Genomic DNA, 13693 nt, shown 5'->3' with positions numbered 1-13693 from the left:
GCGAAGACGAGGGCAGGCTTGGGCCGGCCCCCATATTTTAGGCAATTTCCCGCAATTGTGAATGTCGCGTCAAACGCGCATCCGGGCGTTTATCCGGTCTCAGCTGAGCCAGGCGGGAACGGAATCGAGCCTGATAAGCTCGTCATAGGTGCCGCGCGGACGGATGACGTGGAACTCCGAACCCTTGACCAGAACTTCCGGCACGAGCAGTCGGGAATTGTAGGTTCCGGCCTGTACGGCGCCATAAGCACCGGCCGATGCGACGGCAATCAGATCACCCGGCTTCGGTTCCGCCATCTCGCGATCGAGCGCCAGATAATCACCGGTCTCGCAGACCGGGCCGACGATATCGCCGCGGATGCGCGCGGTATCTGCGGCCGGTACGACGACCGGACGGATCATGTGATAGGCTTCATAGAGCGTCGGACGGATCAGGTCGTTCATCGCGCCGTCGACGATGACGAAGGTCTTTTCGCCGCCATCCTTCACATAGATGACCTCGGTCACCAGAATACCGGCATTGCCGACGATCAGGCGGCCGGGCTCGGTGACTATCTTGCAATTGAGCGAGCGCAACTGGCGCTTCACCGTATCCGCATAGGCATCCGGCAGCGGGGGAGGCGTGTTGTCGTCCTTGTAGGGGATGCCGAGGCCGCCGCCGATATCGACATGGTCGATACGGTGGCCATCGGTGCGCAGCGTGTCGACCAGTTCGCGTAGCAGGCGGAAAGCGTGTTCGAACGGTTCCAGCTCGGTGATCTGGCTGCCGATATGCATGTCGATGCCGGTCACTTCGATGCCGGTAAGCGTTGCTGCATGGGCATAGACCGCGCGGGCGCGCTCATAGGCGATGCCGAACTTGTTTTCCTTCTTGCCGGTGGAGATCTTGGCATGCGTGCCTGCATCGACATCCGGATTGATGCGGAAGGAGACATGCGCCTTTTTGCCGGCCTTGATGGCGCGAAGGTTGAGGACTTCCAGTTCCGGTTCGGATTCTACGTTGAAACAATAGATGCCGGCTTCGAGCGCCAGATCCAGTTCGGCGACCGTCTTGCCAACGCCGGAGAACATGATGCGGCTAGCCGGGATGCCTGCTGCCAGCGCACGGCGCAGTTCACCGCCCGAAACGACATCGACGCCGGCTCCAAGGCGGCCGAGCGTCTTCAGGACGGCCTGGTTGGAATTGGCCTTCATGGCGTAACAGACCATGGTGTCGACATCGGAAAATGCCGCGGCGAAGACCTTGTAATGCCGCTCGAGTGTTGCCGTCGAATAGACGTAGAACGGTGTTCCGACAACCTTGGCGATGTCGCGAATGTCGACGTTTTCGGCGTGCAGAACGCCGTCGATATACTGGAAATGGTTCACGTCAGGTCTCGGAAATTACAGAAGCTTGTCGAGGATGAAGGGACGCTCAGCGACCGGGTCTTTTTTTGCGGCGTCCGATTTGCGAACATTCTGCTGTTCCACGGGCGTGCTCGGGCGGTCCAGCTCGCCTTTGCGGCCGCAGCCAACGGTAATGATGCCGGCAAGGCCGAGCACCAGGGCGACGCGGGCGGTATTCATCAGCGACTTGGACATTCTCTTCTTTCTCCGGCACGGACAGGCGGAACTTTCATAACGAAGTTCCAGCCTTTTGTGCAGTTCATTTCCGTATCAATCGGCGATCAATTGATATGGGTTCAATTGCGCCCGCGCCAGTAAGCGATCTGTTTCCGCACCTCGGATGGCGCGGTACCGCCAAAACTCTGGCGGCTGGCGACGGAGGCATCGACGGTCAGGACATCGAAGACCTTTTGGGTGATCGCCGGGTTGATAGCCTGCAGCTCTTCCAGCGAAAGTTCCGAGAGGTCGCAGCCCTTCTTTTCCGCCAGTGCCACGGCATGGCCGGTGGCGTGATGGGCGTCACGGAAGGGAAGGCCCGCTTCGCGCACCAGCCAGTCGGCCAGATCGGTGGCGGTGGAGTAACCCGAACCGGCGGCGACGCGCATACGGTCGACGCGGATCGTCATATCGCGCATCATGCCGGTCATGGCGGCAATTGCCAGTTCCAGGTTCTCGGCAGCGTCGAAAACCTGTTCCTTGTCTTCCTGCATGTCCTTGGAATAGGCAAGCGGCAGGCCTTTCATGATGGTCAGAAGCGCCACCAGCGAACCGTTGATGCGACCGGTCTTGGCGCGCACCAGTTCGGCGGCATCCGGGTTCTTCTTCTGCGGCATGATCGACGAGCCGGTGGAAAACGCGTCCGACAGGCGTACGAAGCCGAATTGTGGCGTCGACCAGATGACGATCTCTTCGGCAAGACGCGACAGGTGCACGGCGCAGATCGAGGCGACGGAAAGAAATTCCAGCGCGAAATCGCGGTCGGACACGGTATCGATCGAGTTGCGGGTCGGCTCGCGGAAGCCGAGCGCCTTCGCCGTCATGTGGCGGTCGATCGGGAAGCCGGTGCCGGCCAGAGCGGCAGCGCCGATCGGGCTTTCGTCCAGGTGGTCGATTGCGTGGCGCACGCGGGCGCGGTCACGGCCGAACATTTCGACATAGGCCATGCAGTGATGGCCGAAGGTGACCGGCTGGGCTGTCTGTAAGTGGGTGAAGCCCGGCATGACGGTGTCTGCATGTTCTTCCGCGCGATCGAGGAAGGCTGCGATCAGCGCGGTCAGCATCTTTTCGGTCTTGCTGAGCTCTTCCTTGACCCAAAGGCGGAAATCGAGCGCGACCTGGTCGTTGCGCGAACGGGCCGTGTGCAGGCGGCCGGCAGCGGGGCCGATCAGCGTCGCCAGCCGCGCCTCGATGTTCATATGGATGTCTTCAAGCTTGCGCGAGAACTCGAACTTGCCGCTCTCGATTTCTGACAGGATCGTGTTCAGTCCTTCGACGATCTTGTCTTTATCTTCGCGAGAAATAATGGCTTTTTCGGCCAGCATGGTTGCGTGGGCGATTGAGCCGCGGATGTCCTGGGCGTAGAGCTTCTTGTCGAAACCGATCGAGGCATTTATCTCCTCCATGATCGCGTCCGGCCCGGAAGCGAAGCGTCCGCCCCACATCTGATTGGAAGAGGTCGCGTCCTTCGTATCGGCCATGGCAGCTCAAGTCCTGGAGTTAAGAAATGGCATCCAAAAGACCGCTTGGTCTCCCATCCGCCCGATTGATCATGATTGCCGCCATTGCGGGGATTACCGCCGGCGCCGTGGCGGTATACGTGAGGAGCATGGGGTCTGGCAATGGCATGGACGGCCCGACTACGGCTTCTGCCGGCCAGTGCGAAGGTTCTGCCGAACTAGCGAAGTCGGTTTCCGCTTTCTCCAAGGGCGAAGTGGCAGCCATGGCGGCGGCGCAACCGCCGCGGCCGTTGCAACTGGCGTTCAAGGGGCCGGAAGGCAAGGAGATGACGGTAGCCGATCTCGCCGGCAAGACGGTGCTGGTCAACCTCTGGGCGACATGGTGCGTGCCCTGCCGGGAAGAGATGCCGGCGCTCAACGCCTTGCAGAGCACGATGGGCGGGAGTGATTTCGAGGTTGTGGCCGTTAATATCGATACCGGCAGCGACCAGAAACCGAAGAATTTCTATCAGGATTACAAGATCGACAAGCTCGCCTTCTACAGCGACAGCTCCATGGGCGTGTTCAATTCCGTGAAAAAGGAAGGCCTCGCCTTCGGCCTTCCGGCAACCCTTATCCTCGATAAAAAAGGCTGCCTGATCGGCGCCATGAACGGCCCCGCGGCCTGGGACAGCGAGGATGCCAAGGCGCTGATCACGGCGGCGAAGGGGAGCTAACCCTCGCCACATTGTTGTCTGTGGACGGCTTTACCGCGTCGGAACCGGAACCTCGCCGCGGTAGTCATAAAATCCACGGCCGGATTTGCGGCCGAGCCAGCCGGCTTCGACATATTTCACCAGAAGCGGGCAGGGGCGGTATTTGCTGTCAGCCAGGCCATCATAAAGAACCTGCATGATCGACAGGCAGGTATCGAGACCGATGAAATCGGCGAGCTGAAGCGGGCCCATCGGATGGTTGGCGCCGAGTTTCATGGCGGTGTCGATCGCGTCCACCGAACCCACGCCTTCGTAAAGGGTGTAGATCGCCTCGTTGATCATCGGCAGCAGGATACGATTGACGATGAAGGCCGGGAAATCCTCGGAGACGGTAACGCTCTTGTCGAGCGAAGCGACATATTCCTTGGCCGCCCTGAAGGTCGGCTCGTCGGTGGCGATGCCGCGCACCAGTTCGACAAGCTTCATCACCGGCACTGGGTTCATGAAGTGAATGCCCATGAACCGCTCGGGACGGTCGGTCGCGGAAGCAAGTCGGGTGATCGAGAGCGACGAGGTATTGGTGGCGAGCAGCGCCTCGGGCTTCAGGACCGGGCATACATGCGCGTAGATCTTGCGCTTGACGCTTTCGTCTTCGGTTGCCGCCTCGATGACGATGTCCATCGGCGCCAGATCATTTACGTCGGCGGAGCCGGAGATTTTGGAGAGCGCCGCGTTGCGTTCCTCATCGGTGATCTTCTCGCCGGCGACGAGGCGGGCGAGCGTGCCGTTGATCGTTGCAAGTGCTGCCTGGATCCGGTCCGGGTCCAGATCGTAGATCTGCACCCTATAGCCTGCGAGGGAGGAAACATGCGCGATGCCGCAGCCCATCTGACCTGCGCCGATGATGCCGATATTCTGGAAGGCCATAACGCTTACTCCATCCCTTGGGCTTGGGCGCACTTGTGGTGCACGCTTTTTATTTGAAAATTCTTATTTAAAAAATGCCGGGCCACGTGTAGCGGTCCGGCATTTTTCTATTCGCCTGGCCATCATTTTGCCAGCTTTTTTCGCTGCCGCGAAGGCGGCTCGTCTGTCAGAGCGCCTTTTCGAGCTTCGGCAGGATGTCGAACAGATCGCCGACGAGGCCGTAGTCTGCGACCTGGAAGATCGGGGCTTCCTCGTCCTTGTTGATGGCGACGATGACCTTCGAATCCTTCATGCCGGCGAGGTGCTGGATCGCACCGGAAATGCCGACCGCGATATAGAGATCGGGAGCGACTACCTTGCCGGTCTGGCCGACCTGCCAGTCGTTCGGGGCGTAACCGGCATCGACCGCGGCGCGTGATGCGCCAACGGCGGCACCCAGCTTATCGGCTACCGGAAGGATGACCTCCTGGAACTTTTCCGAAGATCCAAGCGCGCGACCGCCCGAGATGATCACCTTGGCCGAGGTCAGTTCAGGGCGTTCGGACGAGGCGAGTGCGTCGGAGACGAAGCTCGATACACCCGGATTTCCGGCAGCCGAAACGGTTTCAACCGCTGCCGAACCGCCTTCGCCTGCTGCGGCAAACGATGCCGTGCGCACGGTGATGACCTTCTTGGCATCGGTGGACTGGACGGTCTGGATGGCGTTGCCGGCATAGATCGGGCGCTTGAACGTGTCAGCCGAGACGACCTCGACGATTTCTGAGATCTGCATCACGTCGAGCAGGGCTGCAACGCGCGGCAGGACGTTCTTGGCAGACGTCGTGGCCGGGCCGACGATCACGTCATAGGAAGCGCTAAGCGAGACGATCAGGTCGGCCAGCGGTTCCGCGAGATTGTTGGTGAGGCTTGCATCCTCGGCCACGAGAACCTTGGAGACGCCGGAAAGCTTGGCGGCGGCGTCGGCAGCAGCCTTTGCACCTGCGCCGGCGACCAGAACATGCACGTCGCCACCAATTTTCGATGCGGCGGTGAGCGCCTTGGCGGTTTGTTCCGAAAGGCCAGATGCGTCGTTTTCTGCCAGAAGAAGAATGGTCATGATTGTTGTCTCCTCGTCTTCCGTTCTCAGATCACGCCGGCGGTCTTGAGGCTGGAAACCAGCTCTTCAACCGACCCGACCTTGATGCCAGCCTTGCGGCCGCCCGGCTCTTCGGTCTTCAGCACCTTGAGGCGCGGCGCGGTATCGACGCCGAAATCGGCAGGCGTCTTCTTGTCGAGCGGCTTCTTCTTTGCCTTCATGATGTTGGGCAGCGAAGCGTAGCGCGGCTCGTTGAGGCGCAGATCGGTGGTGACGACGGCTGGAAGCTTGACCTCGATCGTCTGCGAGCCGCCATCGACCTCGCGGGTCACGGTCGCCTTGTCGCCGGCGATCTCGATCTTGGAGGCAAAGGTTGCCTGTGCAGAGCCGAGCAGAGCCGCCAACATCTGGCCGGTCTGATTGCTGTCGTCGTCGATCGCCTGCTTGCCGACGATGATCAGGCCAGGCGCTTCAGCGTCGACGACGCCCTTCAGGATCTTGGCAACGGCGAGCGGCTCGACGGCATCGTCGGTCTCGATCAGGATGGCGCGATCGGCACCCATGGCGAGCGCCGTGCGCAGCGTTTCTTCCGCCTTGGCCGGTCCGATTGACACGACCACCACTTCTTCCGCCTTGCCTGCTTCCTTCAGCCGCAGAGCCTCTTCGACGGAGATTTCGTCGAACGGGTTCATCGACATTTTCACATTGGCGAGTTCAACGCCCGTGCCATCCGGTTTGACGCGGATTTTCACGTTGTAATCGACGACTCGCTTAACAGGCACCAGGATCTTCATGGGGTCCTTCCTTGACTATCTCCGACGGCAAAATGCGACATTTGCCATCTCCTCGTGTGTCAGTGGGCGACATGGATACGCATTTTTCACCCGATTACAACGCCGTTTCCATGCCGACACTTGCGCATTTCTCATATCCCTATTCGACGCGTGCCGGTACCTGCGGAACGCTTGTTTTGTGATGTACGGCGCGCGGGGTGACGATCTGTCGGTCGAAGAGCGGAACCCCGGGGCGACGCATGACTAGAACCAGAAGAGCGCCAGCGATGATGCCACCCACATGCGCTCCCCAAGAGACGGCGTCATCCATGTTCAGCGCCAGCATGACGAATTGCTGGGCGATCCAGAGCGCCAGCGGAATGAAGGCGGGAAGCGGCAGCGGGATACGGAAGAGCACCAGAACCCAGACGCGCACCCGCGGGTGCAGCAGGAAATAGGCGGCAACCACGCCGGAAATCGCACCCGAGGCGCCGATCAGCGGGCCTTCCGATTGAGGGGTAACGAAACCATGGAGTGCCGCGCCCGCTGCTGCGCAGAGAAGATAGAAGATCAAGAAGCGGAAATGGCCGAGTGCATCTTCGACATTATCGCCGAAGACCCATAGGAAAAGCATGTTGGGGGCGAGATGCCAGAAGTCGATATGCAGAAAGGCGTAGGTCAGAAAGGTCATGTCTTCCGGTACCAGAACCAGTGATGGATCGAGAACCGCGTGGTCGAAGATCAGGGCAGGGATGAAGCCCAAGCCCAGTGACGCACGCTCTGCCTGTTCCACCGGAGCGAATGTGGTGAACAGCCATGCCAGCACATTCAACACGATCAGGCTGATCGTGACCCATTGGACGCGGATATATTTCAGTTCGTTCGTGTCATGCAGCGGGACGAACATACGCGACCTCCGGGAGCGGCGTTTAGCGGTGTTTGCCGGGTACCCACAAAATGTCAGCCTGTCCGCGATCATTGGCGAAGCGGGCGGCGACGAAGAGGAAATCGGAGAGGCGGTTGATGTATTTAAGCGCCGCGGCGCCGACCTTTTCCTGCCGCGACAGCTCGACCATCAGCCGTTCGGCGCGCCTTGCGATCGTGCGTGCCATATGCAGGTGTGCGGCCGCTGCCGTGCCGCCAGGCAGCACGAAGGATTTCAGGGGATCGAGCTCGCCGTTCAGGGCGTCGATCTCCCGCTCCAGCCGCTCCGCCTGCGCTTCGATGATGCGCAGTGGCTCATAGCTCAACTCCTCGCCGGTGTCGGGTGTCGCAAGGTCCGAGCCGAGATCGAAGAGATCGTTCTGAATGCGGACAAGCATGACGTCCAGTTCGTCGAGGCCGATGGTATGAAGCCGGGCGAGGCCGACCGCCGAATTGGTTTCGTCAACCGTGCCGTAAGCTTCCACCCGCAGGTCGAATTTTTCGCGGCGCGGACCGGAGACGAGCCCGGTCGTACCTTTGTCGCCGGTGCGGGTGTAGATCTTGTTCAGCTTGACCATGTTTCCTTTTCCTTAGCTCGGCCTTCCCCCGCCGGTGATCCACAGCGTCAGCATGATCAGCGCAATCGCCACTGCCTGCAGGATGACGCGCAACTGCATCAGCTTGTTGGAGCGGTTGGCGTCTGTACCCTTCAGCATGTTGATCAGCCCGCGGATCAGGACGAGCACGACGAGGCCCATCACGATCAGGGTCAGAAAGGTGGTGAAACTCGACATGTCCTGCCTCCCGTCAGTTGTCAGTCGATACGGCGCATTAGCGTGTAGAAAAGCTGAGCCGGGAGCAATTTCTTCAGCAACGCACCCTGCTTTGCAGGTCTGGTTACCAGATAATGCGGCTTTGGACGAGGCGCGTTCAAGGCATGATCGAGCACCTTGTAAACAGCTTCGGGACCAAGCTTGTGGCGGTTGACGGGGCCGCTGCCATCAAGGCGTTGCAGCTGTCGTGCATAATCGGCGGCATGTACGGAGCCGGTGAGGTCGATATTCTCGCTGATCTTGGCGAGTGCATTGGCGGTGAAACGGGTGGCGATCGGGCCGGGTTCGATCAGGCTCACCTCGATGCCGCTGCCGGCCAGTTCCATGCGCAAAGTCAGCGTCAGTCCTTCGAGCGCATATTTGGAGGCCGTATAGGCACCGCGATAATGATAGGGCAGCAGCCCGAGGATCGAGGAGCAGTTGACGATGCGGCCTCGGCCTTGGGTGCGCATGAAGGGAATGACCTGCCGGGTCAATTCATGCCAGCCGAAGAGATTGGTCTCGAACTGGACGCGCAACACGTCCGTCGTCAGGTCCTCCACCGCTCCCGGCTGGCCATAGGCACCGTTGTTGAACAGCGCGTCGATCCTTCCGCCGGTGCGGGTCGTCACTGTTTTTACAAGCTGATCGATCGTGTCCTGCTTCGTGTAGTCGAGGATAAGAGCCTCGATGCCGTCTCTCTCGAGCGCGGCCAGATCCTCCGTCTTTCGCACCGTGGCGAAGACGCGCCAGCCTTCCGCCTTCAATGCCCGTGCCGCATAAGCGCCTATGCCGGAGGAACAGCCGGTGACGATGATCGTTCTTCCTGCAGTCATTTGGGGGCTTATCCTCGATACTCACCTGTACAAGCGGGAGTGTTCCTCCCATATTTCGCGAGAAGTCACAACGGAGTTGACCTTGCAGGAAGAGATGCGCCGGCCGCGATGGCACCGATTGGCCTTCAAGGTCTTGTGGGATGCCTATTGGCATTTCACGGAGGATGACGGCTGGGCGATGGCGAGCCATGTGGCACTTTCCGGCCTGCTGGCGCTGTTCCCGTTCCTGATCTTCGGCACTGCACTTGCCGGTTTTCTCGGTGCGGGCGGATTTTCGGAAACGGCGATCCATCTGATGTTCGATGCCTGGCCGGCCGATATCGCCAATCCGATCGCATCGGAAATCCAGCGGGTAATCGACATGCCGCGTGGCGGGCTCCTCACGGTCTCGGTGCTTGCAGCCGCCTATTTCGCCTCCAACGGGGTGGAGGCCCTGCGCATCTCGCTCAACCGTGCCTATCGGGTGACCGAAACGCGGGCATGGTATGTGACGCGCCTTGCCAGCCTAGGTTACGTCATCGTCGCGGTGATCATCTTTGCGGTGATCAGCATCGTGCTTCTGGCAGTGCCGGTGGCGCAGCGGTTTGCCGAGACGAAATTCCCTTGGCTGATGAGCGATCTCAACGCGCTTGCCAATTGGGGCCTCGTCGGCACCGGCCTGCTTCTGATGCTTGGCCTGCTCTTTTCGCACAAATGGTTGCCGGCTGGGGACCGTCGGATCATCGATGTGCTTCCGGGCGTCGTTTTGACCATCGTCATATGGACGATCTTCGGTTTCGGTTTCGCCTATTATCTCTCGAGTTTCGCCAATTACGCGGCCACCTATGCGGGTCTGGCTTCGATTATGATCGTGCTCGTCTTCCTCTATATGGTCGGCGTGATCTTCATGCTCGGGGCCGAACTCAATGCGGCTATCCTGAAATACAAGGTCTATTCGGTGGTCAATCAGGTGAACAAGAAGCGCAAGGCAAAGCGCGCCGGCCGCTCAGAGCCCGACGATGCGGCGAATGTCGCCGGGCAGGAGGCCCTCGTCACGAAGAGCCGCAATTCCGGTTGAGCCTTCGCTTTTCGACAGTTTTCGCCCGTCGCTTCCGACAATCAACTGATGGTGATGATAGACCGGCTCAGGCAAGCCGAGCAGTTCCTGCAGCAACCTGTGGATGGCGGTAGCCGTATAGAGATCTTCGCCCCGCACCACATGGGTAATTCCCTGCAACGCATCGTCGATCACGACCGACAGATGATAGCTCGACGGCGCATCCGAGCGTGACAGGATCACATCACCCCAGATCGTCGGATCAGCCGGGATTGTCTCGGGGTGGCCGGTGCCGGTTTCCTGCCATGAAAGCTGCTTGCCGACCAGGGCCATCGCCTTCATCACATCCATTCGCCACGCGTGTTTGATCCCCTTGGCGATAAGATGCGCCCGTTCCGCCTCGTTGCGCAGTCTGTCGTCATCAGGATAAAGCGGCGAGCCATCGGGATCGCGCGGCCAGTTTTTTCCATTTGTTTCATATGCCGTAACGTGCGCCTTCACCTCGCCGCGGGTGAGGAATGTGGGATAGACGAGGCCCATGCTCCGCAATCTGTCGAGCGCGTCCCGATAGGCATCGAAATGCTCTGACTGGCGGCGCACCGGCATTTCCCAGTCGAGACCGAGCCAGGTGAGATCGCGATAGATCATCTCCTCGAATTCGGCTGTACAGCGCGTGAGGTCTATGTCTTCGATGCGCAGCAGAAACCGCCCACCACTCGCCTTCGCCATGTCGTGGTTCAGAAACGCCGAAAGCGCATGGCCGAGATGGAGAAAGCCATTCGGGCTGGGGGCGAAACGATAGACGGGTTTTTCTGGCGGTGAGTTCGGCATTGATTGCTTGCGTTCGGGCTTGCTTGCGTCTGGATCCTCGGTTCAAGCCCGAGGATGACGAGCCTGTGGAGACGTTTTTACCACATAGCACCCTGAGAGCTTGCTGAAAGGTGTCTCCTGGCACCTATCATGCAAACCTTTCGTTCGTCATCCTCGGGCTTGACCCGGGGATCCAGACACAAGCATGAAAGCGTCATGCGCGAAGACCAGATCAATATCATCCGCAACGACGCCGATATCGAAGCCGGGCTCAACCAGCTCCTGCAACTCGACCCTCGCCTTGTCCCGATTGCCGAGATCGCCGGCCCGCTGCCGCTCAGGCTTGCTGCGCCCGGCTTTGCCGGTCTCGCCTCGATCATCGTCTCGCAGATGGTGTCGCGGGCAAGTGCGGATGCGATCTGGCGGCGGATCGAGGCGGTGGGGCCGGTCACGGCGCAAGCCTATGCCGCGCTTGATCCCGAGATTATTGCCACATTCGGCCTTTCGCGTGCCAAAGCCTCGACCCTGCGGAAACTTTCCGAAGCTGTGCTCACCGGTGCGATCGATCTGGATGCGATCTGCGTGATTGAGGGCGAGGCGGCGCTTCGGCAGCTTGTGCTTCTCCCCGGCATCGGGCCGTGGACGGCGGAAGTCTATCTGATATTCTGCGCCGGCCATGCGGATGTCTTTCCCGGCGGCGACGTGGCGCTGCAGACATCCGTGGCTCGTGCCTTCGCAATGGAGCAGCGGCCGGTGGCAAAAGAACTCGCCGAAATCGCCCGGTCATGGGCGCCTTACCGGTCGATCGCAGCCAGACTTTTCTGGGCCTATTACGCTGCGACGATGCGTCGCGAGGCTTTGCCCATCGTATAAATGCGGGGAAGTATCCCGCTGCATTTATAGGGCTTCACAATCCTGTAACAACGGACCTAATATAGAGGAGATAGATGCCGAATCGGGTAGGAGCGTCACTTGACGATTGCAGTCTCCCCGCAGGCCTTGCCGGCGCTCGTGTTGAACGCTGACTACCGGCCGCTGAGTTACTATCCCTTGTCGTTGTGGTCCTGGCAGGACGCGATCAAGGCGGTCTTCCTTGACCGTGTCAACATCATCGCCGAATACGACCATTCGGTCTGCTCGCCCAGCTTCTCGATGAAGCTGCCTAGCGTCGTCAGCCTCAAGACCTATGTGCAGCCGACCCGTAACCCGGCCTTTACGCGGTTCAACGTGTTCCTGCGCGACAAGTTCGAATGCCAGTATTGCGGCGCGGATGACGAACTGACCTTCGATCACGTCATTCCCCGCGCCCATGGCGGCGAGACGACCTGGGAGAATGTCGTAGCGGCCTGTTCCCCTTGCAATCTGCGCAAGGGCAGCAAATTGCCGAAACAGGCCGGCATGATCCCGCACCAGAAACCCTATGCACCGAGCGTGCAGGATCTTCATAACAACGGCCGGCTGTTTCCGCCGAACTATCTTCATGAAAGCTGGATGGACTATCTCTACTGGGATACTGAGCTACAGCCCTGATTACACCAGTCGATCTGATCGCACGAAGGCCGCTTAAGCGGCCTTTTTTGCGCCGATGAAGGCAACGGCTGCGAGGAAAATGCTGGCGACGACGTTCCAGCCGGCAAAGGACAGGCCGAGCACGCGAAGGGCAGCGTCGGCGCAGGACGGGCCGTGAACCGTGTTCAGGTCGCCGAGCAGATTGCCGGCATTGGTGGTCACGGCCGTGCTGCCGCCGCAGGCGGTGGGGCCGGGCCAGAAGCCCCATTCGACGCCCGAGTGATAGACGCCCATGCCGGCACCGACCAGCATCATGATGCCGATGACGATCAGAAGCGAACGGGTAATCCAGGAGGGCAGGCCGAAAGCTGCTGAACCAACCGCAAGAATCCCGATCGGAATGCCGAAATAGTAAGGGTCTCGCTCAAGCAGGCAGAGAGCGCAGGGAATGTAGCCGCCGATATGTTCGAAGCCCAGAGCGCTGCCGACTGTTGCGGCCATGGCAAGCGTCAGGAAGCCGGCATAAGCTACTCCCGTGCTGAACCTTGTGGTGGAACCTGCCAGCGCCATTGCGCATCTCCTTCATAATCGCCATCGAACGCTGCCGTTCGATATTGTGCCGATTGGGTCAAATTGGGCCGAAGCTGTAGAGCACAATCCGCCAGTCTGTAAACCGGTGGACATGTCAGCGTAACACTCTGCCTTCGGCAAATTGTCGTGATCGGCCTTCTCGTCTTTCGGAATGCTAACGGGAGACGCGAGAACTGCAAAGGCTCGCTATGGCCGCGCGTCATCGTGTCAGCGGCCCGGACGACGTGTCTTCAGATCTTCACCACTTCGTCTCGCCAGAACACGATCACATATCCGCCTGTCGGCGCCGTGCTTGCCGCCCAGTTCTTGAGCTGTGACATATACGGCTCACGACGCCATAGGTCGGGTCTGTCAGGATCGGCCAGGATTGTGATCTGCTGCCCCTGCCCGTAGACCATCATGTGGGATTTCAACGGATCCCACTCATCGCCCAGACCGTTGTCGAGCATCCAGTGGCAAAGGAAATCACGACAGAGTTTCGGGCGATCCACATAGATGGAACAGCCTCGCCCGGCAATGCAGTGCCTGCACCATTGATCTGCAGGCTTGTCGAGGTCATCGATATCGGGCAATCGGCAACAAAGCGTGCAACCATCGCATGAACGGCTGGCGAGAGGTGCCAGGGCGGGGGGCAGGTTCAAAT

General features: G+C 60.0%; 17 protein-coding genes. 4 read left to right on the top strand and 13 right to left on the bottom strand.

What is annotated here, in order from left to right:
- Nucleotides 1-99: 99 nt before the first annotated feature.
- The 3 genes from lysA to argH all read right to left on the bottom strand — a co-directional run bounded on the left by lysA (nt 100) and on the right by argH (nt 3083).
- A complete protein-coding gene (gene lysA, locus GGE33_RS22400; RefSeq protein ID WP_183828237.1) occupies nt 100-1368 on the bottom strand; it encodes a diaminopimelate decarboxylase in 1269 nt (422 codons plus the stop codon).
- A 15-nt stretch (nt 1369-1383) separates the two neighbouring features.
- A complete protein-coding gene (locus tag GGE33_RS22395) occupies nt 1384-1581 on the bottom strand; it encodes a hypothetical protein (RefSeq protein ID WP_148148233.1) in 198 nt (65 codons plus the stop codon).
- Between the two features lie 101 nt (nt 1582-1682).
- Complete coding sequence (gene argH / locus GGE33_RS22390; protein ID WP_183828234.1) at nt 1683-3083, bottom strand: argininosuccinate lyase; 1401 nt, start codon at nt 3081-3083, stop codon at nt 1683-1685.
- Between the two features lie 26 nt (nt 3084-3109).
- On the opposite strand from argH, the gene tlpA reads away from it, so the two are divergent.
- Entirely contained in the window at nt 3110-3778 is a 669-nt protein-coding gene (gene tlpA, locus GGE33_RS22385; RefSeq protein ID WP_183828231.1) for a thiol:disulfide interchange protein TlpA, read from the top strand.
- A 30-nt stretch (nt 3779-3808) separates the two neighbouring features.
- Here the strand turns inward: tlpA and GGE33_RS22380 are convergent, their stop codons facing one another.
- The 7 genes from GGE33_RS22380 to GGE33_RS22350 form a co-directional block, all read right to left on the bottom strand.
- Nucleotides 3809-4684: a 3-hydroxybutyryl-CoA dehydrogenase gene (locus GGE33_RS22380; RefSeq protein WP_183828228.1), complete on the bottom strand. Its 876-nt coding sequence runs from the start codon at nt 4682-4684 to the stop codon at nt 3809-3811.
- A gap of 166 nt (nt 4685-4850) precedes the next feature.
- On the bottom strand, nt 4851-5780 hold the full coding sequence (locus GGE33_RS22375; protein ID WP_183828225.1) for an electron transfer flavoprotein subunit alpha/FixB family protein: 930 nt from the start codon (nt 5778-5780) through the stop codon (nt 4851-4853).
- Nucleotides 5781-5806: 26 nt separating this feature from the next.
- Complete coding sequence (locus GGE33_RS22370) at nt 5807-6553, bottom strand: electron transfer flavoprotein subunit beta/FixA family protein (RefSeq protein WP_183828222.1); 747 nt, start codon at nt 6551-6553, stop codon at nt 5807-5809.
- 139 nt (nt 6554-6692) lie between these two features.
- Entirely contained in the window at nt 6693-7439 is a 747-nt protein-coding gene (locus GGE33_RS22365; protein ID WP_183828219.1) for a rhomboid family intramembrane serine protease, read from the bottom strand.
- A gap of 22 nt (nt 7440-7461) precedes the next feature.
- Nucleotides 7462-8034: a cob(I)yrinic acid a,c-diamide adenosyltransferase gene (locus tag GGE33_RS22360; RefSeq protein WP_148148240.1), complete on the bottom strand. Its 573-nt coding sequence runs from the start codon at nt 8032-8034 to the stop codon at nt 7462-7464.
- 12 nt (nt 8035-8046) lie between these two features.
- Nucleotides 8047-8250, bottom strand: coding sequence for a twin transmembrane helix small protein (locus GGE33_RS22355; RefSeq protein ID WP_183828216.1), 204 nt, complete (start codon nt 8248-8250; stop codon nt 8047-8049).
- Nucleotides 8251-8270: 20 nt separating this feature from the next.
- Nucleotides 8271-9104: an SDR family oxidoreductase gene (locus GGE33_RS22350; RefSeq protein WP_183828213.1), complete on the bottom strand. Its 834-nt coding sequence runs from the start codon at nt 9102-9104 to the stop codon at nt 8271-8273.
- 94 nt (nt 9105-9198) lie between these two features.
- Here GGE33_RS22350 and GGE33_RS22345 point away from each other — a divergent pair, with 94 nt between their 5' ends.
- Nucleotides 9199-10161, top strand: a complete 963-nt coding sequence (locus tag GGE33_RS22345; protein WP_246436416.1) for a YihY/virulence factor BrkB family protein — start codon at nt 9199-9201, stop codon at nt 10159-10161.
- Here GGE33_RS22345 and gluQRS read toward each other — a convergent pair.
- Nucleotides 10090-10971 (bottom strand): tRNA glutamyl-Q(34) synthetase GluQRS, encoded by an 882-nt coding sequence (gene gluQRS / locus GGE33_RS22340; RefSeq protein WP_183828210.1) that lies wholly within the window; start codon nt 10969-10971, stop codon nt 10090-10092. The two genes, GGE33_RS22345 and gluQRS, sit on opposite strands and share 72 nt — an antisense overlap.
- Before the next feature lie 195 nt (nt 10972-11166).
- Between gluQRS and GGE33_RS22335 the strand changes: the two genes are divergently transcribed.
- Complete coding sequence (locus GGE33_RS22335; protein WP_183828207.1) at nt 11167-11823, top strand: DNA-3-methyladenine glycosylase family protein; 657 nt, start codon at nt 11167-11169, stop codon at nt 11821-11823.
- Between the two features lie 99 nt (nt 11824-11922).
- Nucleotides 11923-12480 (top strand): HNH endonuclease, encoded by a 558-nt coding sequence (locus tag GGE33_RS22330; protein ID WP_148148246.1) that lies wholly within the window; start codon nt 11923-11925, stop codon nt 12478-12480.
- 33 nt (nt 12481-12513) lie between these two features.
- Here the strand turns inward: GGE33_RS22330 and GGE33_RS22325 are convergent, their stop codons facing one another.
- Together GGE33_RS22325 and GGE33_RS22320 are read right to left on the bottom strand one after the other, a co-directional pair.
- Nucleotides 12514-13029 carry a disulfide bond formation protein B gene (locus GGE33_RS22325; protein ID WP_148148275.1) on the bottom strand — a complete coding sequence of 172 codons (516 nt, stop codon included), beginning with the start codon at nt 13027-13029 and terminating at the stop codon, nt 12514-12516.
- A gap of 251 nt (nt 13030-13280) precedes the next feature.
- Nucleotides 13281-13622 carry a hypothetical protein gene (locus tag GGE33_RS22320; RefSeq protein ID WP_246436399.1) on the bottom strand — a complete coding sequence of 114 codons (342 nt, stop codon included), beginning with the start codon at nt 13620-13622 and terminating at the stop codon, nt 13281-13283.
- Between the last annotated feature and the right edge of the window lie 71 nt (nt 13623-13693).

The organism is Aliirhizobium cellulosilyticum, from assembly GCF_014198105.1.
Lineage (GTDB): Bacteria > Pseudomonadota > Alphaproteobacteria > Rhizobiales > Rhizobiaceae > Neorhizobium > Neorhizobium cellulosilyticum.
Note: the sequence above shows the minus strand (reverse complement) of the source record. Positions and strands in the feature narration are given on the sequence as shown.

Coding starts and splice junctions, on each gene's coding strand:
- GGE33_RS22395 (WP_148148233.1), bottom strand. CDS start 1,581: ATGTCCAAGTCGCTGATGAATACCGCCCGCGTCGCCCTGGTGCTCGGC.
- argH (WP_183828234.1), bottom strand. CDS start 3,083: ATGGCCGATACGAAGGACGCGACCTCTTCCAATCAGATGTGGGGCGGA.
- tlpA (WP_183828231.1), top strand. CDS start 3,110: ATGGCATCCAAAAGACCGCTTGGTCTCCCATCCGCCCGATTGATCATG.
- GGE33_RS22380 (WP_183828228.1), bottom strand. CDS start 4,684: ATGGCCTTCCAGAATATCGGCATCATCGGCGCAGGTCAGATGGGCTGC.
- GGE33_RS22375 (WP_183828225.1), bottom strand. CDS start 5,780: ATGACCATTCTTCTTCTGGCAGAAAACGACGCATCTGGCCTTTCGGAA.
- GGE33_RS22370 (WP_183828222.1), bottom strand. CDS start 6,553: ATGAAGATCCTGGTGCCTGTTAAGCGAGTCGTCGATTACAACGTGAAA.
- GGE33_RS22365 (WP_183828219.1), bottom strand. CDS start 7,439: ATGTTCGTCCCGCTGCATGACACGAACGAACTGAAATATATCCGCGTC.
- GGE33_RS22360 (WP_148148240.1), bottom strand. CDS start 8,034: ATGGTCAAGCTGAACAAGATCTACACCCGCACCGGCGACAAAGGTACG.
- GGE33_RS22355 (WP_183828216.1), bottom strand. CDS start 8,250: ATGTCGAGTTTCACCACCTTTCTGACCCTGATCGTGATGGGCCTCGTC.
- GGE33_RS22350 (WP_183828213.1), bottom strand. CDS start 9,104: ATGACTGCAGGAAGAACGATCATCGTCACCGGCTGTTCCTCCGGCATA.
- GGE33_RS22345 (WP_246436416.1), top strand. CDS start 9,199: ATGCGCCGGCCGCGATGGCACCGATTGGCCTTCAAGGTCTTGTGGGAT.
- gluQRS (WP_183828210.1), bottom strand. CDS start 10,971: ATGCCGAACTCACCGCCAGAAAAACCCGTCTATCGTTTCGCCCCCAGC.
- GGE33_RS22335 (WP_183828207.1), top strand. CDS start 11,167: ATGCGCGAAGACCAGATCAATATCATCCGCAACGACGCCGATATCGAA.
- GGE33_RS22325 (WP_148148275.1), bottom strand. CDS start 13,029: ATGGCGCTGGCAGGTTCCACCACAAGGTTCAGCACGGGAGTAGCTTAT.